This window comes from Pseudomonas synxantha, from assembly GCF_900105675.1.
GTDB lineage: Bacteria > Pseudomonadota > Gammaproteobacteria > Pseudomonadales > Pseudomonadaceae > Aquipseudomonas > Aquipseudomonas synxantha.
In genome coordinates, this window is sequence record NZ_LT629786.1 from 4,059,900 (window position 1) to 4,083,445 (window position 23,546).

General features: G+C 60.2%; 21 protein-coding genes. 14 read left to right on the forward strand and 7 right to left on the reverse strand.

Going from position 1 to position 23,546, the window contains the following annotated elements:
• Positions 1 to 116: 116 nt before the first annotated feature.
• Complete coding sequence (gene tsf, locus BLU48_RS18880; protein ID WP_003189160.1) at positions 117 to 980, reverse strand: translation elongation factor Ts; 864 nt, start codon at positions 978 to 980, stop codon at positions 117 to 119.
• A 191-nt stretch (positions 981 to 1,171) separates the two neighbouring features.
• On the reverse strand, positions 1,172 to 1,909 hold the full coding sequence (gene rpsB, locus BLU48_RS18885; RefSeq protein WP_003219330.1) for a 30S ribosomal protein S2: 738 nt from the start codon (positions 1,907 to 1,909) through the stop codon (positions 1,172 to 1,174).
• Positions 1,910 to 2,296: 387 nt separating this feature from the next.
• On the opposite strand from rpsB, the gene map reads away from it, so the two are divergent.
• The 3 genes from map (at position 2,297) to dapC (ending at position 7,206) form a co-directional block, all read left to right on the forward strand.
• Complete coding sequence (map, locus tag BLU48_RS18890; protein WP_057021913.1) at positions 2,297 to 3,079, forward strand: type I methionyl aminopeptidase; 783 nt, start codon at positions 2,297 to 2,299, stop codon at positions 3,077 to 3,079.
• 65 nt (positions 3,080 to 3,144) lie between these two features.
• Positions 3,145 to 5,847, forward strand: coding sequence for a [protein-PII] uridylyltransferase (locus BLU48_RS18895; protein ID WP_046071284.1), 2,703 nt, complete (start codon positions 3,145 to 3,147; stop codon positions 5,845 to 5,847).
• Between the two features lie 159 nt (positions 5,848 to 6,006).
• Entirely contained in the window at positions 6,007 to 7,206 is a 1,200-nt protein-coding gene (gene dapC, locus BLU48_RS18900; RefSeq protein WP_057021912.1) for a succinyldiaminopimelate transaminase, read from the forward strand.
• 10 nt (positions 7,207 to 7,216) lie between these two features.
• Here the strand turns inward: dapC and BLU48_RS18905 are convergent, their stop codons facing one another.
• Positions 7,217 to 8,860, reverse strand: a complete 1,644-nt coding sequence (locus BLU48_RS18905) for a Na+/H+ antiporter (protein ID WP_057021911.1) — start codon at positions 8,858 to 8,860, stop codon at positions 7,217 to 7,219.
• A gap of 267 nt (positions 8,861 to 9,127) precedes the next feature.
• Between BLU48_RS18905 and BLU48_RS18910 the strand changes: the two genes are divergently transcribed.
• From BLU48_RS18910 to BLU48_RS18925, 4 genes are all read left to right on the forward strand, one after another.
• Complete coding sequence (locus BLU48_RS18910) at positions 9,128 to 9,436, forward strand: arsenate reductase (protein WP_231989062.1); 309 nt, start codon at positions 9,128 to 9,130, stop codon at positions 9,434 to 9,436.
• Positions 9,437 to 9,467: 31 nt separating this feature from the next.
• A complete protein-coding gene (gene dapD, locus BLU48_RS18915; RefSeq protein ID WP_057021909.1) occupies positions 9,468 to 10,502 on the forward strand; it encodes a 2,3,4,5-tetrahydropyridine-2,6-dicarboxylate N-succinyltransferase in 1,035 nt (344 codons plus the stop codon).
• Between the two features lie 67 nt (positions 10,503 to 10,569).
• Positions 10,570 to 11,775, forward strand: coding sequence for an aminotransferase class V-fold PLP-dependent enzyme (locus BLU48_RS18920; protein WP_057021908.1), 1,206 nt, complete (start codon positions 10,570 to 10,572; stop codon positions 11,773 to 11,775).
• A complete protein-coding gene (locus BLU48_RS18925; protein WP_057021907.1) occupies positions 11,772 to 12,185 on the forward strand; it encodes a SufE family protein in 414 nt (137 codons plus the stop codon). Before BLU48_RS18920 ends, BLU48_RS18925 begins: the two co-directional genes overlap by 4 nt.
• A gap of 116 nt (positions 12,186 to 12,301) precedes the next feature.
• Here BLU48_RS18925 and tcdA read toward each other — a convergent pair whose 3' ends face one another.
• On the reverse strand, positions 12,302 to 13,111 hold the full coding sequence (gene tcdA / locus BLU48_RS18930; protein WP_053254726.1) for a tRNA cyclic N6-threonylcarbamoyladenosine(37) synthase TcdA: 810 nt from the start codon (positions 13,109 to 13,111) through the stop codon (positions 12,302 to 12,304).
• Between the two features lie 217 nt (positions 13,112 to 13,328).
• Between tcdA and BLU48_RS18935 the strand changes: the two genes are divergently transcribed.
• From BLU48_RS18935 to BLU48_RS18950, 4 genes are all read left to right on the forward strand, one after another.
• Complete coding sequence (locus BLU48_RS18935; protein WP_057021905.1) at positions 13,329 to 15,920, forward strand: glycosyltransferase; 2,592 nt, start codon at positions 13,329 to 13,331, stop codon at positions 15,918 to 15,920.
• 111 nt (positions 15,921 to 16,031) lie between these two features.
• Entirely contained in the window at positions 16,032 to 17,183 is a 1,152-nt protein-coding gene (gene dapE / locus BLU48_RS18940; protein ID WP_057021904.1) for a succinyl-diaminopimelate desuccinylase, read from the forward strand.
• Positions 17,183 to 17,992 (forward strand): putative RNA methyltransferase, encoded by an 810-nt coding sequence (locus BLU48_RS18945; RefSeq protein ID WP_057021903.1) that lies wholly within the window; start codon positions 17,183 to 17,185, stop codon positions 17,990 to 17,992. Before dapE ends, BLU48_RS18945 begins: the two co-directional genes overlap by 1 nt.
• A 54-nt stretch (positions 17,993 to 18,046) precedes the next feature.
• The gene (locus tag BLU48_RS18950; RefSeq protein ID WP_057021902.1) at positions 18,047 to 18,424 is read left to right on the forward strand and encodes a hypothetical protein; all 378 of its coding nucleotides are present in this window, start codon (positions 18,047 to 18,049) and stop codon (positions 18,422 to 18,424) included.
• A 133-nt stretch (positions 18,425 to 18,557) separates the two neighbouring features.
• Here the strand turns inward: BLU48_RS18950 and BLU48_RS18955 are convergent, their stop codons facing one another.
• The gene (locus BLU48_RS18955) at positions 18,558 to 18,767 is read right to left on the reverse strand and encodes a cold-shock protein (protein ID WP_003219353.1); all 210 of its coding nucleotides are present in this window, start codon (positions 18,765 to 18,767) and stop codon (positions 18,558 to 18,560) included.
• Positions 18,768 to 18,948: 181 nt separating this feature from the next.
• Here BLU48_RS18955 and plsB point away from each other — a divergent pair, with 181 nt between their 5' ends.
• From plsB to BLU48_RS18970, 3 genes are read left to right on the forward strand one after another with little or no spacing between them, the layout of a single operon-like run.
• Positions 18,949 to 21,468, forward strand: a complete 2,520-nt coding sequence (gene plsB / locus BLU48_RS18960) for a glycerol-3-phosphate 1-O-acyltransferase PlsB (RefSeq protein ID WP_057021901.1) — start codon at positions 18,949 to 18,951, stop codon at positions 21,466 to 21,468.
• Between the two features lie 51 nt (positions 21,469 to 21,519).
• Positions 21,520 to 21,921, forward strand: coding sequence for a YbaY family lipoprotein (locus BLU48_RS18965; protein ID WP_057021900.1), 402 nt, complete (start codon positions 21,520 to 21,522; stop codon positions 21,919 to 21,921).
• A 27-nt stretch (positions 21,922 to 21,948) separates the two neighbouring features.
• Entirely contained in the window at positions 21,949 to 22,638 is a 690-nt protein-coding gene (locus BLU48_RS18970; protein WP_057021899.1) for a DUF4197 domain-containing protein, read from the forward strand.
• An 85-nt stretch (positions 22,639 to 22,723) separates the two neighbouring features.
• Here the strand turns inward: BLU48_RS18970 and BLU48_RS31760 are convergent, their stop codons facing one another.
• Positions 22,724 to 23,140, reverse strand: coding sequence for a hypothetical protein (locus BLU48_RS31760; RefSeq protein WP_138233644.1), 417 nt, complete (start codon positions 23,138 to 23,140; stop codon positions 22,724 to 22,726).
• An 87-nt stretch (positions 23,141 to 23,227) separates the two neighbouring features.
• Positions 23,228 to 23,464 (reverse strand): hypothetical protein, encoded by a 237-nt coding sequence (locus BLU48_RS18975; RefSeq protein WP_057021898.1) that lies wholly within the window; start codon positions 23,462 to 23,464, stop codon positions 23,228 to 23,230.
• Positions 23,465 to 23,546: the final 82 nt, after the last annotated feature.

Consider the following 23,546-nt stretch of genomic DNA (forward strand, 5'->3'; position numbering starts at 1 on the left):
GAACACGGCTTTGTAAGCCAGTTCCGAGAGGAAACCAAATAAAATTGGCCTTCCCATTTGAAAAGAGGCTGCGCGCGTGAGCGGGCAGCCTCTTTCGGCGACAGTCTGGAACTGTCTTATTGCTTGGCGGCAGCCAGCTGGGCAGCAACTTCTTCAGCGAAGTTGTCGACCGGCTTCTCGATGCCTTCGCCTACTTTGAAGTAAGTGAAGGAAACGATTTCAGCACCGGCTTTCTTAGCCAGTTCGCCAACCTTGATTTCAGGGTTCTTGACGAACGCCTGCTCAACCAGGCTTGCTTCAGCCAGGAACTTGCTGATACGGCCTTTGATCATGTTTTCAACGATGTTCTCTGGCTTGCCGGCGATCTTGTCGGCGTTGAGGCTCAGGAACACAGCTTTTTCACGCTCGATTGCGTCGGCAGACACTTCCGAAGGCAGCAGGAACTCAGGGTTGCTTGCAGCAACGTGCATTGCGATGTCTTTAGCCAGCTCAACGTCGCCGCCTTTCAGAACAACTGCAACACCGATCTTGTTGCCGTGCAGGTAACCACCAACCACATCACCCTCAACGCGAACCAGGCGACGGATGTTGACGTTTTCGCCAACCTTGCCGACCAGTACCAGGCGATCAGCTTCTTGAGCTTCGATCAGCGGAGCGGCGTCAGTCATTTTCTCGGCGAACGCTTTTTCAACGCTGGCAGCAACGAATGCCTTGAAGTCATCCTGCAGGGCCAGGAAGTCGGTCTGCGAGTTCACTTCCAGCAGAACGGCGGATTTACCGTCTTCCTTCAGGGCGATGGCGCCTTCAGCAGCGACGTTGCCTGCTTTCTTGGCAGCCTTGATGGCGCCGGAAGCACGCATGTCATCAATGGCTTTTTCGATGTCGCCGCCGGCCTTGGTCAAGGCCTTTTTGCAATCCATCATGCCTTCGCCGGTACGCTCACGCAGTTCTTTAACCAACGCTGCAGTAATCTCTGCCATTTCAAAATCCTCTTGGATAGGTTTTCAACCATTCCACCCGATCAAACGGGCGATCAATTCTTCCCGAATCTCCGTTGTAGGCCGCTGCACGTTACAAAGAATGTAGCTGCGCTGCCGACAAATGGTTTTCGAGGTGGCAAAAAGGGGGCCAAGCCCCCTTTTTGCTTACTGAGTCAACGCCAGGGCGTCAGTTACTCAGCGGCAGCTACCGGAGCTTCTTCAACGAACTGCTCGGTACCACCAGCAACGTGGTTGCGGCCACGGATTACAGCGTCAGCCATCGAACCCATGTACAGCTGGATAGCGCGGATTGCGTCATCGTTGCCTGGGATGATGTAGTCAACGCCTTCCGGGCTGCTGTTGGTATCGACTACGCCGATAACCGGGATGCCCAGCTTGTTGGCTTCGGTGATCGCGATGCGCTCGTGATCAACGTCGATAACGAACAGTGCGTCAGGCAGACCGCCCATGTCCTTGATACCACCCAGGGAACGATCGAGCTTTTCCAGGTCACGAGTGCGCATCAGCGCTTCTTTCTTGGTCAGCTTGGCGAAAGTACCGTCTTCGGCTTGCACTTCAAGGTCACGCAGACGCTTGATGGAAGCACGGATGGTTTTGAAGTTGGTCAGCATGCCGCCCAACCAGCGGTGATCGACGTACGGCGAACCGCAACGTGCTGCTTCTTCAGCAACGATCTTGCCAGCGGAACGCTTGGTGCCGACGAACAGGATCTTGTTTTTACCCTGGGCCAGGCGCTCTACGAAAGTCAGTGCTTCGTTGAACATTGGCAGGGTTTTTTCAAGGTTGATAATGTGGATCTTGTTACGCGCGCCGAAAATGTACTTACCCATTTTCGGGTTCCAGTAACGGGTCTGGTGACCGAAGTGCACACCGGCCTTCAGCATATCGCGCATGTTGACTTGGGACATGATAGTTCCTTAATAAGTCGGGTTTGGCCTCCACGTATCCCAATGACCAACCAGCGGCATCAAGGCCTCCGGCACCCAGGTCATCGTGTCGACACGTGTGTGGATTTAAGCTTCGCGGGGTATCCCCGGAAAGCGGCGCATTTTATACCACAGCATCGACAAAAACGAAACCCGCAATCACATTTGCCCCGCCGCCTTTAGCCAAACCCTTGGATAGAGCGACCCTGGCGCTACCTTAATAGAGAGAAGCGATCACCAGACGCTCATGATTTGACACCATCGTCTGTTAGAATTGCGTTTTTTGGGACTTGCGCGAATGCTTCACCCCTTTGTCGCGCCCCCCGTGAACCGTATTGATTTCAGCGCGTCGCGCTAGAGAGAGCCTGTATGACCGTTACCTTGAAAACCGCCGAAGACATCGCAGGCATGCGCGTTGCCGGCAAACTGGCTGCCGACGTGCTGGAAATGATTGCCGAACACGTCAAGCCCGGTGTCACCACCGAAGCGCTGGACCGTATCTGCCACGACTATATAGTCAACGTGCAAAAAGCCATCCCTGCCCCACTGAACTACAAAGGCTTCCCCAAGTCGATCTGCACCTCGATCAACCACGTGGTCTGCCACGGGATTCCCGGTGACAAGCCGCTGAAGGATGGCGACACCCTGAACATCGACGTCACCGTGATCAAGGATGGCTACCACGGCGACACCAGCCGTATGTTCCACGTCGGCAACGTGCCGGTGTGGGCCGAGCGCCTGTCCCAGGTCACCCAGGAATGCATGTACAAGGCTATCGAGATCGTCAAGCCTGGCTGCCGCCTGGGTGACATCGGCGAAGTGATCCAGAAGCACGCGGAAAAGAACGGCTTCTCGGTCGTGCGTGAATTCTGCGGCCACGGCATCGGCAAGGTGTTCCACGAAGAACCGCAGATCCTGCATTACGGCAAGGCCGGCACCGGCATGGAACTCAAGGCCGGCATGACCTTCACCATCGAGCCGATGATCAACCAAGGCAAGGCCGACACCAAGGTGCTGGGCGACGGCTGGACCGCCATCACCAAGGACCGCAAGCTCTCGGCCCAGTGGGAACACACCCTGCTGGTCACCGAGACCGGCTACGAGATCTTCACCCTGCGCGCCGACGACACAATTCCTCGCGTCTCTGCGTAAAAAGCTGTGTTGGTTTTCCCACGCTGTGCTGTGACTGACTATTAGATAGAAAGGAAAGCCGATCGATGCCCCAGGTGGATCCCGAACTCTTCGACCGCGGCCAGTTCCAGGCCGAGCTGGCACTGAAGGCGAGCCCCATCGCCGCCTTCAAGAAGGCTATCCGTCAAGCCCGCGAGGTGCTCGACGCGCGCTTTCGCAGCGGTCGGGACATCCGTCGCCTGATCGAGGACCGCGCCTGGTTCGTCGATAACATCCTGCAAAAGGCCTGGGAACAGTTCAGCTGGAGTGCAAACGCCGATATCGCCCTGGTGGCGGTCGGCGGCTACGGTCGTGGCGAACTGCACCCCTACTCCGACATCGACCTGTTGATCCTGCTGGACAGCGCCGACCATGAGATCTTTCGCGATTCTATCGAGCGTTTTCTGACGTTGCTGTGGGACATCGGCCTGGAGGTCGGCCAGAGCGTGCGGTCGGTGGCCGAGTGCGCCGAAGAAGCCCGCGCTGACCTGACGGTGATCACCAACCTGATGGAAAGCCGCACCATCGCCGGCCCCGAACGCCTGCGCCAACGCATGCTCGAAGTCACCAGCACTGCACACATGTGGCCGAGCAAGGATTTCTTCCTGGCCAAGCGCGCCGAACAGAAGGCGCGGCACCACAAGTACAACGACACCGAATACAACCTGGAACCCAACGTCAAAGGCTCCCCGGGCGGGCTGCGGGATATCCAGACGATTTTGTGGGTGGCGCGCCGCCAATATGGCACGCTGAACCTGCGCGCCCTGGCCGGCGAGGGCTTCCTGGTGGAAAGCGAAAACACCCTGCTGGCCTCGTCCCAGGAGTTCCTGTGGAAGGTGCGCTACGCCCTGCACATGCTTGCCGGACGTTCCGAAGACCGCCTGCTGTTCGATCACCAGCGCTCCATCGCCACCCTGCTGGGGTTTGAAGGCGAAGACGCGAAGACCAGCATCGAAAGCTTCATGCAGCAGTATTACCGGGTGGTCATGAGCATTGCCCAGCTCAGTGACCTGATCATCCAGCACTTCGAAGAGGTGATCCTGGCTCCCGAAGACGAAGCGCCGCCGCAGCCGATCAATGCGCGCTTCCAGCTGCACGATGGCTATATCGAGGCACGCAATGACAACGTGTTCCGCCGCACCCCGTTCGCCATGCTGGAAATCTTCGTACTGATGGCCCAGCAGCCGGATATCAAAGGCGTGCGTGCCGATACCATTCGCCTGCTGCGGGAAAACCGCCACCTGATCGACGACGAATTTCGCAACGACATCCGCAACACCAGCCTGTTCATCGAGCTGTTCAAGTGCCGCATCGGCATCCACCGCAACCTGCGGCGCATGAACCGCTACGGCATCCTCGGGCGCTATCTGCCGGAGTTCGGCTTTATCGTCGGGCAAATGCAACATGATCTGTTCCACATCTATACCGTCGACGCCCACACCCTGAACCTGATCAAGCATCTACGTAAGTTGCAGTACACCCAGGTCTCAGAGAAATTCCCGTTGGCCAGTAAGCTGATGGCCAAGCTGCCCAAGCCCGAGCTGATCTATCTGGCCGGCCTGTATCACGACATCGGCAAGGGCCGGCATGGCGACCACTCGGAAATCGGCGCGGTGGACGCCGAAGCCTTCTGCCAGCGCCACCAGTTGCCCCTGTGGGACAGCCGCCTGATTGTCTGGCTGGTGCAAAACCACCTGGTGATGTCGACTACTGCCCAGCGCAAGGATTTGTCCGACCCGCAGGTGATCCACGATTTCGCGGGAGTCGTCGGCGATGAAACCCGCCTCGACTACCTGTATGTGCTGACGGTCTCCGACATCAACGCCACCAACCCCACGCTGTGGAACTCCTGGCGTGCCAGCCTGTTGCGCCAGTTGTACACCGAGACCAAGCGCGCCCTGCGCCGCGGCCTGGAAAACCCGGTGGATCGCGAAGAACAGATCCGCCGCACCCAGAGCGCGGCCCTGGATATCCTGGTGCGCGGTGGCAACGACCCGGACGACGTCGAGCAACTCTGGTCGCAACTGGGTGACGATTATTTCCTGCGTCACACCGCCGGCGACGTGGCCTGGCACAGCGACGCGATCCTGCAGCAACCGGCCGATGGCGGCCCTTTGGTGCTGATCAAGGAAACCACCCAGCGCGAATTCGAAGGCGGCACGCAGATCTTCATCTACGCGCCGGACCAGCACGATTTCTTTGCCGTGACCGTGGCCGCCATGGACCAGCTCAACCTGAACATCCATGACGCCCGGGTCATCACCTCCAGCAGCCAGTTCACCCTCGACACCTACATCGTGCTCGACACCGACGGCGACTCGATTGGCGACAACCCGGCGCGGGTGAAAAAGATCCGCGAGGGCCTGACCGAAGCCCTGCGCAACCCGGACGATTACCCGACCATCATCCAGCGCCGGGTGCCGCGCCAGCTCAAGCATTTTGCCTTTGCGCCCCAGGTGACCATTTCCAACGATGCCCAGCGCCCGGTAACGGTGCTGGAGCTCAGCGCACCGGACCGCCCAGGCCTGCTGGCACGCATCGGCGGGATCTTCCTGGAATTCGACCTGTCATTGCAGAACGCCAAGATTGCGACCCTTGGCGAGCGGGTGGAAGACGTGTTCTTTATTACCGATGCCGACAACCAGCCGCTGTCCGACCCGGAGCTGTGCCGACGTTTGCAGGACGCCATCGTCCAGCAATTGAGCGTGACCCAGGAACCTGGCGTTGAGCTGACGCGCCTGACTATTTGAACACCCGGCTTATTGTGGGAGGGGGCTTGCTCCCGATAGCGGTGGGTCAGCAACAAAGAGATCAACTGACAGGCCGCTATCGGGAGCAAGCCCCCCTCCCACCTTTAGATCTGCTTTGTCCGGCACATCGCATTACAACTGAATTAAACGAGATCTTCGATGAACAACGCCCTTAACCAGTTGCAGCCCTACCCCTTCGAGAAATTGCGCGCTCTGCTCGGCAGTGTCACGCCGAACCCGGACAAACGCCCGATCGCACTGTCCATCGGCGAGCCCAAGCACACGTCGCCAGCATTCGTTGCCGAGGCATTGAGCAACAATCTCGACCAGATGGCGGTGTACCCCACCACCCTCGGTATCCCGGCACTGCGCGAAGCCATCGGCGCCTGGTGCGAACGCCGCTTCAACGTGCCCAAAGGCTGGTTGGACCCGGCGCGTAACATCCTGCCAGTCAACGGCACCCGTGAAGCCCTGTTCGCCTTTACCCAGACCGTGGTCAACCGCGGCGATGATGCGCTGGTGGTCAGCCCGAACCCGTTCTACCAAATCTACGAAGGCGCTGCGTTTCTCGCCGGCGCCAAGCCGCACTACCTGCCGTGCCTGGATGCCAATGGCTTCAACCCGGATTTCGAGGCGGTTTCGCCGGATATCTGGAAACGCTGCCAGATCCTGTTCCTGTGCTCGCCAGGCAACCCGACCGGCGCGCTGATCCCGGTGGACACCCTGAAAAAACTCATCGTCCTGGCCGACGAATACGACTTCGTGATCGCCGCCGACGAGTGCTACAGCGAGCTGTACTTCGACGAACAAACTCCGCCGCCGGGCCTGCTCAGTGCCTGCGTCGAGCTGGGGCGCCAGGACTTCAAGCGTTGCGTGGTATTCCACAGCCTGTCCAAGCGTTCCAATCTTCCGGGCCTGCGTTCCGGGTTCGTGGCCGGCGACGCCGATATCCTCAAGGCGTTCCTGCTGTACCGCACTTACCACGGCTGCGCGATGCCGGTGCAAACCCAGCTGGCGAGCATTGCCGCCTGGCAGGACGAAGCCCACGTGCAAGCCAACCGTGACCTATATCGCGAGAAGTTCGACGCGGTGCTGGCGATCCTCAAGCCGGTGCTGGACGTACAAAGCCCGGACGGCGGCTTTTATCTATGGCCGAATGTAAATGGCGACGACGCCGAGTTCTGCCGTGACCTCTTCGTGCAAGAGCACGTGACCGTGGTGCCGGGTTCCTACCTGTCGCGGGCAGTGGATGGCGTCAACCCGGGTGCTGGCCGCGTGCGCATGGCGCTGGTTGCGCCGCTGGCCGAATGCGTGGAAGCAGCCGAGCGGATTCGCGACTTTATCCAGCGTCGCCGATAAGCACCACGGGTCACTTCATGTGACCCAGGTTCGCCTCACTCATATCCAACTCCGCCAGCACTTCCCTCAAGACGTCGTCACCAATCTGGTGATGACGGCTCAAGCTGTACAACTCCAGGCGTTGCGCCCGCAGAGCCTTGAGTCGCAGCCTGCGTTCCAGCAGGTCCATCTGCTGCGCCAGTGCCTGGGCCTCAGCCGAATCGTTGAACACCTCCAGTTGATGGCGATATTCCGACATCAGCCGCGCCTTCAGTTCCGTAGCCAATGCCGCCTGGGCGGCGTCGGGGGTTTCGGCTTCAGCAGGTTCCTCAGCCTCCAGAGCATGAATCGCGGCCACGGCGGTCTTTTTCCACGCCTCGCGCACCTCGTTATGACGCTTTTCATCCGGGCTCTTTTCCACACCGCGCAACAGCAGCGGCAGCGCAATACAGGCGGCGACCAGCGACAGCAGGATCACCCCGGCCGCAATGAAGATCAGCAGGTCGCGCTCAGGAAAATCCTGCCCCGGTGCCAACAGCAGCGGCACCGACATGACACCGGCCAAGGTCACCGCCCCGCGGACACCGCCGACGGTCAACAACCAGCAGGAACGGGCAGTCGGCACCAGTGTGAGCGCACTTTTCCCACGCAGCCTGCGGAGCAAACCCGACAGCCGCCAGATGCTCTGCACCCAGATAAAACGTAACACCACCAGCACCAGGAAGATCGCCACCACATCCAGGCAGCGGTACAACAGGGTGGGCCACAGCGTGGTTTCATGACTCACCACCGCCTTGATGATGTCCGGCAATTGCAAGCCGAGCAGCAGGAAGATCAGGCCGTTGAAGGCGAATTCCAGCAACGACCAGACACTGCGATTGAGCAAGCGTGTACTGGTCTGGCGTGGCAACAGGTCGAGCCAGCTCTGCATCATGCCCGCCGCCACCGCCGACAAAATGCCCGACGCGCCCAGGCGCTCGGCCAACACATAGGCAGCAAAGGGCAGCAACAGCATGAACACCACATGGGTCGCGGGGTCATCCCAGCCCCGCGCAATCATCCAGGCACGCAGGCGGCCGACCAGCCAGCTCAACGCCACGCCGACCGCAAGGCCGCCCACGGCGACCAGGACAAAGGTCAGGCTGGCATCCGCCAGGGAAAATACCCCGGTTAACGCCGCCGCCAGGGCGAACTTGAAGGTCACCAGGCCCGACGCGTCATTCATCAACGCCTCGCCCTGAAGCATGTGCATCAGCGGCTTGGGTAAACGGTTCTGGGAAATGGCCGACACCGCCACGGCATCCGTCGGTGATAAAACTGCCGCCAGGGCGAAGGCCACCGGCAGCGGAATCGTCGGCAATATCCAGTGGATGAAGTAGCCGGCGCCGACCACGGTGAACAACACCAACCCTACCGCCAGCGTCAGGATCGGCCCGCGCAGACGCCACAATTCGCGCTTGGGCATGCGCCAGCCATCCGAAAACAGCAGCGGCGGCAGGAACAGAAACAGGAACAGCTCCGGGTCCAGGGCCACATGCAGCCCCAGCGTAGGCCAGGCCAACAAGGCCCCGGCGGCAATCTGCACCAGCGGCAGGGGCAGAGGAATGACACGCCCGACAAGGCGCGAAACGCTGACCAGCATCAGCAGGATAAGAACGGTATAGGCGGTTTGCATAACGCGGGTTTCCCGGGCAATCGACTTGCAACGACACACGTGAGGCAACAACTGGCCGTTGAAGTGCCATATTACCCGGCTATGTTACCTGCTCATGCTACGCGCAGGCTTTTGCACAAAAGTCGCAGAGTGGTGACGAGCGGCGCCGAAACTTGCTGGTCGTGGCATAATCCGTGACCTTTCATTTTCGTACGTCCAAAGGGGGGCAATTCCTTGACCGCTTCAAGCAAAACCTTGCACCTTTTCGGCATCAAAGCCTGCGATACCATGAAAAAGGCGCGCAACTGGCTCGATGAGCACGCGGTGAGCTATGAGTTCCATGACTACAAAACGGTCGGTATCGACCGCGAACACTTGACCCAATGGTGCAACGAGCACGGTTGGCAGGTGGTTTTGAACCGTGCGGGTACCACCTTTCGCAAACTCGAAGACGAACGCAAAGCCGATCTCGATCAGTCGAAAGCCATTGAATTGATGCTCGCACAACCCTCGATGATCAAGCGCCCGGTGCTCGATCTCGGCGACAGAACCCTGATTGGCTTCAAGCCAGATAGTTATTCGGCGGCCCTCAAGTAGGCCAGCCTTCCATTTTTGTAGAGGTAACAGCATGTCCAATTCCCTGTTCAGCCTGGGCTTCGGCGTCGGCACTCAGAACCGCCAAGGTGCTTGGCTGGAAGTGTTTTACGCACAACCGTTGCTCAACCCGTCGGCCGAGATCGTTGCCGCCATTGCGCCGATCCTGGGTTACACCGAGGGCAACCAGGCGATCACGTTCACCATCAGCCAAGCGCTGCAACTGGCCGATGCACTCAAGAACGTCGACTCCACCCAAGCCGCGCTGCTAAACCGCCTGGCTGAAAGCCACACCCCACTGGTTGCCACACTGCTGGCCGAAGACGCCGCGCTGACCTCCACGCCTGAGGCCTACCTCAAGCTGCACCTGCTGTCCCATCGCCTGGTCAAGCCCCACGGCCTGAACCTGGCCGGCGTGTTCCCGCAGTTGCCGAACGTGGCCTGGACCAGCCAGGGTGCCATCGACATCAACGAACTGGCCGAACGCCAACTCGAAGCGCGCCTGCGTGGCGAGCTGCTGGAAGTGTTCTCGGTGGACAAGTTCCCGAAAATGACCGACTACGTGGTACCGGCTGGCGTGCGTATCGCTGACGCAGCACGTATCCGCCTGGGCGCCTACGTGGGCGAAGGCACCACGGTGATGCACGAAGGCTTCGTCAACTTCAACGCCGGCACCGAAGGCCCAGGCATGATCGAAGGCCGTGTATCGGCAGGTGTATTCGTCGGCAAAGGCTCGGACCTGGGCGGCGGCTGCTCCACCATGGGCACCCTGTCAGGCGGCGGCAATATCGTGATCAAGGTCGGCGAAGGCTGCCTGATCGGCGCCAACGCCGGTACCGGCATCCCGTTGGGCGATCGCAACACCTTGGAGTCGGGCCTGTACATCACCGCCGGCACCAAGGTTGCCCTGCTGGACGAGCAGAACCAATTGGTCAAGGTGGTCAAGGCGCGCGAACTGGCTGGTCAACCAGACCTGCTGTTCCGCCGCAACTCCGTGACCGGTGCCGTGGAATGCAAAACCCACAAATCGGCCATCGAACTGAACGAAGCGCTGCACGCTCACAACTAAGCAGCCACTCGATGCCACTAGCGGGCCGCACCTCCGGGGCGGCCCGCTTATACGAGTCTTGATCACCATGCTTGTGCCCTCCCCCTGGCGCGCCGATTTCCCGGCCATCGCCACCCTGCAACGGCAGGACCAGACCTACCTGGACAACGCCGCCACCACGCAAAAGCCCCAAGTCCTGCTGGATGCACTCAGCCATTACTACGCCAATGGCGCCGCCAATGTGCACCGTGCCCAACATTTGCCGGGCGCCCATGCGACCCAGGCCTTTGAAGACAGTCGCAGCAAGGTCGCGCAGTGGTTGAACGCAGGTGACAGCGGGCAGATCGTGTTCACCCACGGCGCGACCTCTGCGCTGAATCTCCTGGCCTACGGCCTGGAGCACTTATTCAACGCGGGCGATGAGATTGTCATCAGCGCCCTGGAACACCACGCCAACCTGTTGCCCTGGCAGCAACTGGCCAGGCGTCGCGCGCTCACACTGGTGGTAATGCCCCTGGGTGATGACGGGGTGATCGATCTTGCGGCCGCCGACGACTTGATCGGCCCGCGCACGCGCCTGCTCGCCGTAAGCCAGTTATCCAACGTGCTCGGCGCCTGGCAGCCGTTGGAAGCCTTACTGGCGATGGCCAAAGCAAACGGCGCCTTTACCGTGGTGGATGGCGCCCAAGGCATCGTCCATGGCCGCCATGATGTGCAGGCCCTGGGCTGCGACTTCTATGTATTCTCCAGCCATAAACTCTACGGCCCCGACGGCGTAGGCGTGCTATTTGGCCGCAATGAAGCCCTGCATCACCTGCGTCATTGGCAATTCGGCGGCGAGATGGTGCAACAGGCGGATTACCAGAGCGCCAGTTTCCGTCCCGCGCCCTTGGGCTTCGAGGCCGGCACGCCGCCGATTGCCAGCGTGATCGGCCTGGGGGCGACCCTCGACTACCTGAATTCCCTGGATCAGCCCGCCGTTATCGCCCATGAAGCGGCGTTGCACGACTACCTGTTGCGTGGGCTCAAGGCACGCAATGGCGTACGCATACTCGGATCGCCGCACGTGGCGCTGGTCAGCTTTGTGGTGGACGGCGTGCACAATGCCGACCTCGCCCATCTCCTGACCGAGCAAGGTATTGCCGTACGCGCCGGTCATCATTGCGCGATGCCGTTGCTCAAGGCGATGCAGTTGTCCGGGGCCATTCGCGTCTCCCTCGCGCTGTACAACGATTCCGATGACCTGGAGCGCTTGTTTGAAGCGCTGGACCAGGCGCTGGACATGTTGCGATGAGCCTGCCAATTGACGCAGCAGCAGCGCTGGACGCGTTCCAGGCCGTCGGTAGCTGGGAGCAACGGGCCCGGTTGCTGATGCAATGGGGCGAGCGGCTGCCCGTGTTGGCGGAGGATCAAAAGATCGACGCCAACCTGGTGCAAGGCTGCGAAAGCCTGGTGTGGCTGGTGGGGCGTTTGCAGGGCGGCCATTGGCAGTTTGCTGCCAGCAGCGAGGCACGGATGATCCGTGGGTTGGTAGCGTTGCTGCTGGCGCGGGTCAATGGGTTGTCGGCGGCGCAGTTGCAGGCGGTTGATTTGCCTGGTTGGTTCGATCAACTGGGGCTTTCTCGCCAGCTTTCACCGTCGCGCAGCAACGGCCTGAATGCAGTCCTGCAGCGCATGCGTGAATTAAGCCGTACACACAACTAAATGTGGGGAGGGGGCTTGCTGCCGATAGCGGTGCATCAGGTACGTATATCAATCTGACACACCGTAATCGGGAGCAAGCCCCCTCCCACATTTGGATCTATGTTCGACAGTGGGATCTAGGTGGGCTTGACCCGCTCCGAGGGTCTACGCACACCAGCCACAATCTTATCTACCGCCTTGGTCGCCGCCACCATGCCGAACGTGGCGGTTACCATCATCACCGCGCCAAATCCCCCTGCGCAGTCAAGCTTGACCCCATCGCCAACAAAACTCTTCTGCAAACAGATGCTGCCATCCGGCTTGGGATAGCGCAGCTGCTCGGTGGAAAACACGCAGGGCACGCTGTAATGACGGGTCACTGTGCGTGAGAAACCGTAGTCCCGCCGCAGCGTGGAGCGCACTTTCGAGGCCAGGGGGTCATTAAAGGTACGGTTCAGGTCGCACACCTGGATCAACGTCGGGTCAATCTGCCCGCCGGCGCCGCCGGTGGTGATGATCTGGATCTTGCGGCGCTTGCACCAGGCGATCAGCGCCGCCTTGGCGTTAACGGCGTCGATGCAGTCGATCACGCAATCGATGTTCGGGGTGATGTACTCGGCCATGGTGTCGCGAGTGACGAAATCCGCCACGGCATGCACGGTGCAATCCGGGTTGATGCCCCGCAGGCGCTCGGCCATAACCTCGACCTTGGGCTTGCCCACGGTGCTGTCCAGGGCATGCAACTGCCGGTTGCTATTGCTGACGCAGACATCGTCCAGATCAAACAGTGAAATCTCGCCCACCCCGCAACGGGCAATCGCTTCCGCCGCCCAGGAGCCTACGCCGCCGACGCCGACAATCGCCACATGGGCCGCTTTCAAGCGTTCCAGGCCCTCAATGCCGTACAAGCGGGCGACGCCTGCAAACCGCGGATCTTCTGTACTCATGATCATTACCCCAAAAACCGGCGCGCATTATGGACTACAGAGCGACAAGTTCGAAGCTTCCAGCTACAAGTAAAGAACTTAGGTGGACTTTCGCAGACTAACGTCCGGCTTTTCCTTGTCTGCTATACGCTCAGGGAGGGGCCGGTGTAGGATGCGCGCCGTTCGGCGTAGGCCGACACCTCTTTTCGTTCCACACCTTTTGGAACCCGAAATCGCCATGTCATCGCGTAAATTTGGACTCAACCTGGTGGTAGTGCTGGCAATTGCCGCGCTTTTCACCGGCTTCTGGGCGCTGATCAACCGCCCGGTCACTACCCCCAACTGGCCTGAACAGATCTCCGGGTTTTCCTACTCGCCTTTCCAGCAGGGCCAGTACCCGCAGAAGAACCAGTTCCCCACTGACGAACAGATGCGTCAAGACCTGGCGATCATGAGCAAGCTGACGGACAACATCCGTACCTACTCGGTCGACGGTACCCTGGGTGACATCCCCAAGCTGGCCGAAGAGTTCGGTCTGCGCGTGACCTTGGGGATCTGGATCAGCCCGGATCTTGAACGCAACGAGCGTGAAATCCAGCGCGCCATCGAAATCGCCAACACCTCGCGCAGTGTTGTGCGCGTGGTGGTCGGCAACGAAGCGTTGTTCCGTGAAGAAATCACCCCAGAAGACCTGATCGTACTGCTCGACCGCGTACGCGCCGCGGTAAAAGTGCCGGTGACCACCTCCGAGCAATGGCACATCTGGGAAAAGAACCCGCAACTGGCCAAGCACGTTGACCTGATTGCCGCGCACATCCTGCCATTCTGGGAATACATCCCGATGGACAAGGCCGGCCAATACGTGATTGACCGCGCCAAAGACCTGAAGAAAGCCTTCCCGAAAAAACCGCTGCTGCTGTCGGAAGTTGGCTGGCCGAGCAACGGCCGTATGCGCGGTGGCAATGAATCGTCCCCGGCCGACCAGGCGATTTACCTGCGCACGCTGGTGAACAAGCTCAATCGCCAGGGTTACAACTACTTTGTAATCGAAGCCTTTGACCAGCCTTGGAAGGTCAGCGACGAAGGTTCGGCGGGCGCCTACTGGGGCGTGTTCAACGCCGCACGCCAGCAGAAATTCAATTTTGAAGGCCCGGTGGTGGCGATCCCGCAATGGCGCGTGCTGGCCATCGGCTCGGTGGTGCTTGCACTGCTGTCCCTGACCCTGTTGATGATCGACGGTTCGGCCCTGCGCCAGCGTGGTCGTACCTTCCTGACCTTTATCGCGTTCCTGTGTGGGTCGGTGCTGGTCTGGATCGGCTACGACTACAGCCAGCAATACAGCACCTGGTTCAGCGTCACCGTGGGCATTCTCCTCGCTCTGGGCGCCCTCGGTGTGTTTATCGTGTTGCTGACCGAAGCCCACGAACTGGCAGAAGCAGTCTGGACCCACAAGCGTCGGCGTGAATTCCTGCCGGTGATCGGGGATTCGCACTACCGCCCGAAAGTGTCGATCCATGTGCCGTGCTACAACGAGCCGCCGGAGATGGTCAAACAGACCCTCGACGCCCTGGCCGCCCTTGATTACCCGGACTACGAAGTCCTGATCATCGACAACAACACCAAGGACCCCGCGGTGTGGGAACCGGTGCGTGACTACTGCCAAACCCTGGGCCCGCGCTTCAAGTTCTTCCACGTCGCCCCTCTGGCTGGTTTCAAGGGTGGCGCGCTGAACTACCTGATCCCGCACACCGCCAAGGATGCCGAAGTGATCGCAGTGATCGACTCGGACTACTGCGTGTCGCCCAACTGGCTCAAGCACATGGTGCCGCACTTCGCCGACCCGAAAATCGCTGTGGTGCAGTCGCCCCAGGATTACCGCGACCAGAACGAAAGCACCTTCAAGAAGCTCTGCTACGCCGAATACAAGGGTTTCTTCCATATCGGCATGGTCACCCGCAACGACCGCGACGCGATCATCCAGCACGGCACCATGACCATGACCCGGCGCTCAGTGCTTGAAGAACTGGGCTGGGCCGACTGGTGCATCTGTGAAGACGCCGAACTGGGCCTGCGCGTGTTCGAGAAAGGCCTGTCAGCGGCTTATTACCACGACAGCTACGGCAAGGGCCTGATGCCGGATACCTTTATCGACTTCAAGAAACAGCGTTTCCGCTGGGCCTATGGTGCGATCCAGATCATCAAGCGTCATACCGCCAGCCTTTTGCGCGGCAAGGACACCGAGCTGACCCGTGGCCAGCGCTACCACTTCCTCGCCGGCTGGCTGCCGTGGGTGGCCGATGGCATGAACATCTTCTTTACCGTCGGCGCGCTGTTGTGGTCGGCGGCAATGATCATCGTGCCGACGCGGGTCGACCCGCCGTTGCTGATTTTCGCCATCCCGCCCTTGGCGTTGTTTGTGTTCAAGGTCGGCAAGATCATCTTCCTCTACCGTCGTGCGGTAGGTGTGAACTTGAAAGATGCGTTCTGCGCGGCGCTGGCTGGGTTGGCGCTGTCCCACACCATCGCCAAGGCGGTGCTGTATGGCTTCTTCACCACCAGTATTCCGTTCTTTCGTACGCCGAAAAACGCGGATAACCACGGCTTCTGGGTGGCGATCTCCGAAGCCCGCGAAGAAATGTTCATCATGCTGCTGCTGTGGGGCGCCGCGCTGGGGATCTACCTGGTGCAGGGCCTGCCCAGCAATGACATACGCTTCTGGGTGGTGATGCTGCTGGTGCAATCGCTGCCGTACGTGGCGGCGTTGATCATGGCGTTCCTGTCGTCGCTGCCCAAGCCGGCACCGAAGGCAGAGCCTGTGACTGCGGTGTAAAAACTTGCGCATTGCACTAAACGGCGGCCTCTGGCCGCCGTTTTGCTATAAGATAACGGCCCTTTTGTGTGCCCGCCCCGCTCTTCCAAATACGCTTTCCGGAGTTTCCCCATGACGGCCCATGCCGACCTTTCGCCGACCCTTCAACTTGCCATCGACCTGATCCGTCGCCCATCGGTCACGCCGGTCGATGCCGATTGCCAGAAGCTGATGATGCAGCGCCTGGGCGACGCCGGTTTTGCACTTGAACCGATGCGCATCTTCGACGTGGACAACTTCTGGGCCACCCACGGCAAGCATGAGGGCCCGGTGTTGTGCTTCGCCGGTCACACCGACGTAGTACCGACCGGCCCGGTGCAGGCCTGGCAGAACGACCCGTTCGATGCGTTGATCGATGAAAATGGCATGCTCTGCGGGCGTGGCGCGGCGGACATGAAAGGCAGCCTGGCGGCGATGCTGGTGGCGGCGGAACGCTTCGTCACCGACTACCCGGACCACAAGGGTTCGGTGGCCTTCCTGATCACCAGCGATGAAGAAGGTCCCGCGCACCACGGCACCAAGGCTGTGATCGAACGCCTGGCGGCACGCAAGGAGCGCCTGGACTGGTGCATCGTCGGCGAACCGTCGAGCACCACCCTGGTGGGCGACGTAGTCAAGAATGGCCGTCGCGGCTCCCTCGGCGCCACCCTGACCGTACGCGGTGTACAGGGCCACGTGGCCTACCCGCACCTGGCGAAGAACCCGATCCACCTCGCCGCGCCGGCCCTGGCGGAACTCGCTGCCGAGCACTGGGATGACGGCAACACCTTCTTCCCGCCGACCAGCTTCCAGATTTCCAATCTCAACTCCGGCACCGGCGCCACCAACGTGATCCCCGGTGACCTGATGGCGGTGTTCAACTTCCGCTTCTCCACCGAGTCCACCGTCGAGGGCCTGCAACAACGGGTCGCGGCGATCCTGGACAAACATGGCCTGGACTGGCACGTGGACTGGGCGCTGTCGGGCCTGCCGTTCCTCACCGAGCCGGGGGCTCTGTTGGATGCGGTATCCGCCAGCATCAAGGCGATCACCGGGCGTGAGACCAAGGCGTCCACCAGCGGCGGTACCTCCGATGGGCGCTTTATTGCCACCCTGGGTACCCAAGTGGTCGAACTGGGCCCGGTCAACGCGACGATCCACCAGGTCAACGAGCGCATTCTCGCCAGCGACCTGGATGTACTGACCGAAATCTATTACCAGACCCTGATCAAGTTGCTCGCCTGATGCTTGCCTGCCCCATTTGCAGCGCACCGCTCAACGCGGTGGACAATGGCGTGGTCTGCCCGGCCGGGCACCGTTTCGATCGCGCGCGCCAGGGTTACCTGAACCTGTTGCCGGTGCAGCACAAGAACAGCCGCGACCCGGGCGACAACCTGGCCATGGTCGAGGCACGCCGTGACTTCCTCAACGCCGGGCACTACGCCCCGGTGGCCAAGCGCCTGGCCGAGCTGGCCGCCGAGCGCGCACCGCAGCGCTGGGTCGACATCGGCTGTGGCGAGGGTTACTACACCGCGCAAATCGCCGAGGCCCTGCCCAACGCCGATGGCTATGCCCTGGATATCTCCAAGGAAGCGGTCAAGCGTGCGTGCAAACGCAACCCATACCTGACTTGGTTGATCGCCAGCATGGCCCGTGTGCCATTGGCCGATGCCAGCTGCCAGTTCCTCGCCAGTGTGTTCAGCCCTTTGGACTGGCAGGAAGCCAAGCGCCTGCTCAGCCCCGGTGGCGGCTTGATGAAGGTCGGCCCCACCAGCGGCCACTTGATGGAACTGCGCGAGCGCCTGTACGACGAAGTGCGCGAGTACACCGACGACAAACACCTGGCCCTGGTGCCGGACGGCATGAGCCTTGCGCACAGTGAAACCCTGGAGTTCAGCCTGAGCCTGGCCGCCCCCAAGGACCGCGCCAACCTGCTGGCGATGACGCCCCACGGCTGGCGTGCCAGTGCCGAGCGTCGCAGCGAGGTGATCGAGGCGGTTGAGCCACTGCTGGTCACTGTGTCGATGCGCTACGATTATTTCGTGCTTCAATAACCGCCTTTCAAGCATCCGCGAATGGATTTTCGAATCCCGCAACGAGGAACATCCATGCGCCAACCCGATATTGAGATTTACCTGAAAGACGCCGACGTCGATCACAAGGCCATCGCCGCCTGGCTCGGCGCCGCCCTGGGCCCGTGCACCGACTGGATCCAGAAAGGCCAGACCTACAAGTGCAAGGCCGGCAGCGTGCCGGTCACCTGGCTGCCGAAAGCCGTCGGCAAGTGGAACAGCCTGTACCTGGAAAGCGACCAGACCCCGTGGGAAGACGACATCGCCTGCGCCCGCGCTGCGTTCGCCGCGCTGAACGTCGAAGTGCGCTGTGCACCGGGGACGTGGGTTGAGGAGGAAGGTGAGGAAAGTGCCGACACCTGGATTCGCATCAGCGTAGACGGTGAAGAGCAGATCACCTGGAAGACCACCTGATCCTGATCTATAAACCCAATCAAAAGTGTGGGAGGGGGCTTGCTCCCGATAGCGGTGGGTCAGTCACTGAATACATTGACTGATACTCTGCCATCTGGAGCAAGCCCCCTCCCACATTGGTTCAGTGGTGAACTTACAAACCGACCACATCCTCGGCCTGCAAGCCCTTCTCACCCGTCACCACGGCATACTCCACCTGCTGGCCTTCGGCCAACGAACGGTGGCCTTCACCGCGAATGGCGCGGTAGTGCACAAACACATCCTTGCCATCTTCCCGTTGAATAAAGCCGTAGCCTTTTGCATCGTTGAACCACTTCACATTGCCGGTTTCGCGCGTTGCCATCAGTTCACTCCCACTTGGTTTTTATTATTGAGTCGCTTATTTGAACTGCCGAGTATAAGACAGGCTCAAAAACCATCAACTCAACTTTACATCGCTGCTTTTTTGCCGATTTTCGGCGAATACGGCACACTACCCGCCCGAGCGCCTGCTCGGTTTTTTTTCCACTTGAAGCAGTTCGCCTATGACCCGCTCCCCGTTCCGCCGTCTGGTGTTTGGCACCTTGCGCCGACTGTTGTACCTCTGGGTTCGCTCGGAGACGATCAACCAGTCGTCCCTAACCCTTAACCTGGACCGCAGCCGGCCGGTTTTCTACGTCCTGCAATCACCCTCCCTCACCGAGTTGGCCGTGGTCGATGCCGAGTGCACCAAGGCCGGCCTGCCGCGCCCGGTGCTGCCGGTCTCGGTGGGGCCGTTGCTGGAGCCCGCGGCGTTTTTCTACCTCACGCCGGATCCGGACTGGCTCGGTCGCCAGGACAAGCGCGGTACGCCGCCTGCCCTGACGCGCCTGGTCAACACCCTTACCGAACACGCCGAAGAGAATGCACAAATCATTCCGGTCAGCGTGTTCTGGGGACAATCCCCGGAAAGCGAGTCCAGCCCGTGGAAATTGCTATTTGCCGACAGCTGGGCCGTCACCGGGCGCCTGCGTCGGTTGTTGAGCATCCTGATCCTCGGGCGCAAGACCCGGGTGCAATTCTCCGCGCCTATCAACCTGCGCGAATTGATCGAGCACAATAAAGGGCATGAACGTACCGTGCGCATGGCCCAGCGCATCCTGCGTGTGCACTTTCGTAACCTGAAGACTGCGGTGATCGGCCCAGACTTGTCCCACCGACGTAACCTGGTGAAGGGCCTGGTCAATATGCCGCTGGTCCGCCAGGCCATCCTGGATGAGGCTGAACGGGAGAAGATCAGCCCGGAAAAAGCCAAGGCCCAGGCCCTGCGCTATGGCAACGAGATTGCCTCGGACTACACCTATACCGCGATCCGCTTCCTGGAAGTGGTACTGAGCTGGTTCTGGAACAAGATCTACGACGGCATCAAGGTCAACAACATCGAAGGCGTGCAGAAGGTCGCCCAAGGCTACGAGGTGATCTATGTACCTTGCCACCGCAGCCATATCGACTACCTGCTGCTGTCTTACCTGCTGTTCAAGAATGGCCTGACCCCACCGCACATCGCCGCCGGGATCAACCTCAACATGCCGGTGATCGGCAGCCTGCTGCGCCGTGGCGGGGCGTTTTTCATGCGCCGCACCTTCAAGGGCAACCCGCTGTACACCTCGGTATTCAATGAATACCTGCATACCCTGTTCACCAAGGGTTTCCCGGTGGAGTATTTCGTCGAAGGCGGCCGTTCGCGCACCGGGCGCATGCTGCAACCGAAAACCGGGATGCTGGCGATTACCCTGCGCAGCTTCCTGCGCTCCTCGCGCATGCCAATCGTGTTCGTGCCGGTGTATATCGGCTATGAACGCGTGCTCGAAGGCCGCACCTACCTGGGCGAACTGCGCGGCGCGAGCAAGAAGAAAGAATCGATCTTCGATATTTTCAAAGTGGTCGGCGCTCTCAAGCAGCGCTTTGGCCAAGTCGCCGTCAACTTCGGCGAACCGATCAAGCTGGCCGAATTCCTCGACGCCGAACAACCGGATTGGCGCGCCCAGGAACTGGGCCCGAACTACAAGCCGGCCTGGCTCAACGAAACCACCAACCGCCTCGGCGAACAGGTGGCGCGGCACTTGAACGAAGCTGCAGCGATCAACCCGGTGAACCTGGTGGCCCTGGCACTGCTGTCGACCACCCGCCTGGCCCTGGATGAGCAAGCCATGGCGCGCCAGTTGGACCTGTACCTGGCGCTGTTGCGCCGCGTGCCCTACTCGCCCCATACCACCCTGCCGGAAGGCAATGGCCTGGCGCTGATCAAGCACGTCAAGGACATGAAGCTGCTGTCGGAACAGAGCGACGCCCTGGGCAAGATCGTCTACCTGGACGAACAGAACGCCGTCCTGATGACCTACTACCGCAACAACGTGCTGCACATTTTTGCCCTGCCGGCGTTGCTTGCGAGCTTCTTCCAAAGCAGCTCGCGGATGAGCCGCGAACAGATCCTGCGCTACACCCGCGCGCTCTATCCGTACCTGCAATCGGAGCTGTTCATCCGTTGGTCGCTGGAGGAGTTGGACACAGTGGTCGACCAATGGCTGGACGCGTTCGTCGAACAAGGCCTGCTGCGCTTCGAAAACAACGTGTACCTGCGCCCGGCCCCGAGTTCGCGGCAGTTTGTGCTGCTGACGCTACTGTCCAAGAGCATCGCCCAGACCCTGCAGCGCTTCTACATGGCGATATCGCTGCTGCTCAACAGTGGCCAGAACAGCATCAGCGCCGAAGAGTTGGAAGACCTGTGCACGATCATGGCCCAGCGCCTGTCGATCCTGCACGGCCTCAACGCCCCGGAATTCTTCGACAAGAGTCTTTTCCGACATTTCATCCAGACGTTGCTGGAGCAAGACGTGCTGCGCCGCGATGAAGCGGGCAAACTGGGCTATCACGACCTGCTTGGCGAACTGGCCGAAGGCGCGGCCAAACGCGTGCTGCCGGCCGATATCCGCCTGTCGATCCGCCAGGTCGCCTTGCACCGCGTGGATGGCGCCGCCGAAGCATCGCCCGAAGCGGATGCGGTGCCCCCTAAAGAAAGCCGCTAGATTGACTGAGGCGCCGGGCGGATTCCGGCGCCGTTGAAAAGGAGCTGCACTATGAAAAAGATCATCCTCCTGGGCCTGACTGCTCTGCTCGGAGCCTGCCACTCGATGACCCCTACCCCGAAGGCCAGCCTCGACGGCGAAGTGTTCTACCTGCAACGCATTGCCCTGCCGCCTGCCGCCACACTGAGTGTCAGCCTGCAAGACGTGTCCCTGATGGACGCTCCGGCCGTGACCCTTGCCGAACAGAAAGGCCCGGTCAAAGGCCAGGTGCCGCTGCCGTTTCACCTGAGCTATGACCCTGCCCAGGTCAAGCCCGGCCACACCTACTCGGTGAGCGCTCGCATCGAGCTGGACGGCAAGCTACTGTTTATCACCACTGAGCGGCACACCGTGCAACTCAATGGCCAGGATCCCCAACCGCTGCGCCTGCGGGTTGATGCGGTCGCACACTGATCATTCCACAGTCATAAGGAAGCGCCCATGCTTCGTAAAACTCTTCGCCTTACCGCCCTGTGCGCCGGATTGGTGTTCGGTGCCAATGCAATGGCCCTGGATCTCGGTAGCCTGTCCCAGGGCGACGCCAGCGGTGGCCTCAAGGATGCCTTGACTCAGGGTGCGCAGATCGCCGTGAAACAACTGGGTAAACCCGGTGGTTTCAGCGACAACCCGGAAGTGAAAATCGGCCTGCCGGGCAAACTCGGCAAAGTCGCCGACAAGCTGAAAATGTTTGGCATGGGTGACCAGGTCACGCAGCTGGAAACCAGCATGAACGCGGCGGCTGAAACCGCCGTGACCCAGGCCCAGCCGATTCTGGTCAACGCCGTGAAGAAGATGAGTGTGACCGACGCCAAGGGCATTCTCAGTGGTGGTCAGGACTCCGCCACTCAATACCTGAACAAAAGCAGCCGAGAGGAAATCCGCGCCAAGTTCCTGCCCATCGTCAAGGCCGCCACCGACAAGGTCGGCGTGGCCCAGCAGTACAACGCCCTGGCCGGCAAGGCCGCAGCTTTCGGCGCCGTGGATGCCAAGAGCGCCAACGTTGAAAACTACGTGACCGAGCAAGCCCTGGATGGTTTGTTCAAGATGATTGCGCAACAGGAAGAGACCATTCGCAAGAATCCGGCCGCTGCAGCAACCAGTCTGGCGAAAAAGGTGTTTGGGGCGCTGTAACCCTCAACTGCACCTGTTTACCACTGCGCCAAGGCCGCTTCTAACGGCCTTGGCGCGGTTGTTTCAGGCAACGCCCACTAATGGATCAACGAAAAAGCGGGTACAAGGGTCTGTGGAGCGAGTGATAGCCGCTGACCGGTTGTTGATGCTGGTATGTCGTCACGGGTCGGGTGTGGCTGAAGTGGGGACGATGATGGCCCGAAGCCCCTTCATCAGGCCTGTAGGGTCGGGTGGTGCCAACGTCATCACGGGGAAAATGATTACCTAGCAAAGCCCCGAGAAACGCCCCTTTGAAAGCTGCAATGGCATTAAAAAACGACATGTAGAACTCCATATACTCATTGAAAACGGCTTGGCCGCCTAGATGGCGATGCCAAGTCTTCTGCCTGTCCATCAGGCATTTCTGAGTCGGGGAAACAGGCGCAGGCGTTCCAACTGAGCTGCTGGGTGTTTGCATCAGCATGTAAATCAGCGTGGATAACCAGCCAACAGCCTGGCCCATGGAGCATTGCTTGATCGTAAACGGCAAACACTTCGCGGGGCGCGAAGTGTTTGCGATTACTCAATGACAAAAGTTACAGAGGCTCACTCAATGCATTGAGCGTCCCATTTGGGTGTTGCTATTGGCATTGGCATTGGCATTGGCAATGCTGTTGTTGATTGTGATATTGCCCTTAGGCTGTGAATGGTCATATTTGAAGGATGCGAGCGCCTCAGTCAGCTCACGCCGGCTGACTGAGTCATTATGCAAATGTTTGTGAGGCAGTCCCCCCCCCAGCAGCATGCCGATCCCGGTATAAAAGTTACCCAATGCTTGTAGTAGCATCTCAGTTCCACCTCTATGAATGTTCTGGAAACTTGATCCTGGCGATAAAAATCGACCGGATTAAATACCTGTCGAACAGGTA

What these genes read in the sequence shown, in the direction of transcription:
- BLU48_RS18935 (WP_057021905.1), top strand. Translation starts at nt 13,329, where the DNA reads ATGTCATCGCGTAAATTTGGACTCAACCTGGTGGTAGTGCTGGCAATT.
- BLU48_RS18945 (WP_057021903.1), top strand. Translation starts at nt 17,183, where the DNA reads ATGCTTGCCTGCCCCATTTGCAGCGCACCGCTCAACGCGGTGGACAAT.
- BLU48_RS18905 (WP_057021911.1), bottom strand. Translation starts at nt 8,860, where the DNA reads ATGCAAACCGCCTATACCGTTCTTATCCTGCTGATGCTGGTCAGCGTT.
- BLU48_RS18955 (WP_003219353.1), bottom strand. Translation starts at nt 18,767, where the DNA reads ATGGCAACGCGCGAAACCGGCAATGTGAAGTGGTTCAACGATGCAAAA.
- BLU48_RS18910 (WP_231989062.1), top strand. Translation starts at nt 9,128, where the DNA reads ATGAAAAAGGCGCGCAACTGGCTCGATGAGCACGCGGTGAGCTATGAG.
- tsf (WP_003189160.1), bottom strand. Translation starts at nt 980, where the DNA reads ATGGCAGAGATTACTGCAGCGTTGGTTAAAGAACTGCGTGAGCGTACC.
- dapD (WP_057021909.1), top strand. Translation starts at nt 9,468, where the DNA reads ATGTCCAATTCCCTGTTCAGCCTGGGCTTCGGCGTCGGCACTCAGAAC.
- dapC (WP_057021912.1), top strand. Translation starts at nt 6,007, where the DNA reads ATGAACAACGCCCTTAACCAGTTGCAGCCCTACCCCTTCGAGAAATTG.
- BLU48_RS18970 (WP_057021899.1), top strand. Translation starts at nt 21,949, where the DNA reads ATGCTTCGTAAAACTCTTCGCCTTACCGCCCTGTGCGCCGGATTGGTG.
- BLU48_RS18925 (WP_057021907.1), top strand. Translation starts at nt 11,772, where the DNA reads ATGAGCCTGCCAATTGACGCAGCAGCAGCGCTGGACGCGTTCCAGGCC.
- BLU48_RS18975 (WP_057021898.1), bottom strand. Translation starts at nt 23,464, where the DNA reads ATGCTACTACAAGCATTGGGTAACTTTTATACCGGGATCGGCATGCTG.
- BLU48_RS18895 (WP_046071284.1), top strand. Translation starts at nt 3,145, where the DNA reads ATGCCCCAGGTGGATCCCGAACTCTTCGACCGCGGCCAGTTCCAGGCC.
- plsB (WP_057021901.1), top strand. Translation starts at nt 18,949, where the DNA reads ATGACCCGCTCCCCGTTCCGCCGTCTGGTGTTTGGCACCTTGCGCCGA.
- BLU48_RS31760 (WP_138233644.1), bottom strand. Translation starts at nt 23,140, where the DNA reads ATGGGCCAGGCTGTTGGCTGGTTATCCACGCTGATTTACATGCTGATG.
- BLU48_RS18950 (WP_057021902.1), top strand. Translation starts at nt 18,047, where the DNA reads ATGCGCCAACCCGATATTGAGATTTACCTGAAAGACGCCGACGTCGAT.
- dapE (WP_057021904.1), top strand. Translation starts at nt 16,032, where the DNA reads ATGACGGCCCATGCCGACCTTTCGCCGACCCTTCAACTTGCCATCGAC.
- rpsB (WP_003219330.1), bottom strand. Translation starts at nt 1,909, where the DNA reads ATGTCCCAAGTCAACATGCGCGATATGCTGAAGGCCGGTGTGCACTTC.
- tcdA (WP_053254726.1), bottom strand. Translation starts at nt 13,111, where the DNA reads ATGAGTACAGAAGATCCGCGGTTTGCAGGCGTCGCCCGCTTGTACGGC.
- BLU48_RS18920 (WP_057021908.1), top strand. Translation starts at nt 10,570, where the DNA reads ATGCTTGTGCCCTCCCCCTGGCGCGCCGATTTCCCGGCCATCGCCACC.
- BLU48_RS18965 (WP_057021900.1), top strand. Translation starts at nt 21,520, where the DNA reads ATGAAAAAGATCATCCTCCTGGGCCTGACTGCTCTGCTCGGAGCCTGC.
- map (WP_057021913.1), top strand. Translation starts at nt 2,297, where the DNA reads ATGACCGTTACCTTGAAAACCGCCGAAGACATCGCAGGCATGCGCGTT.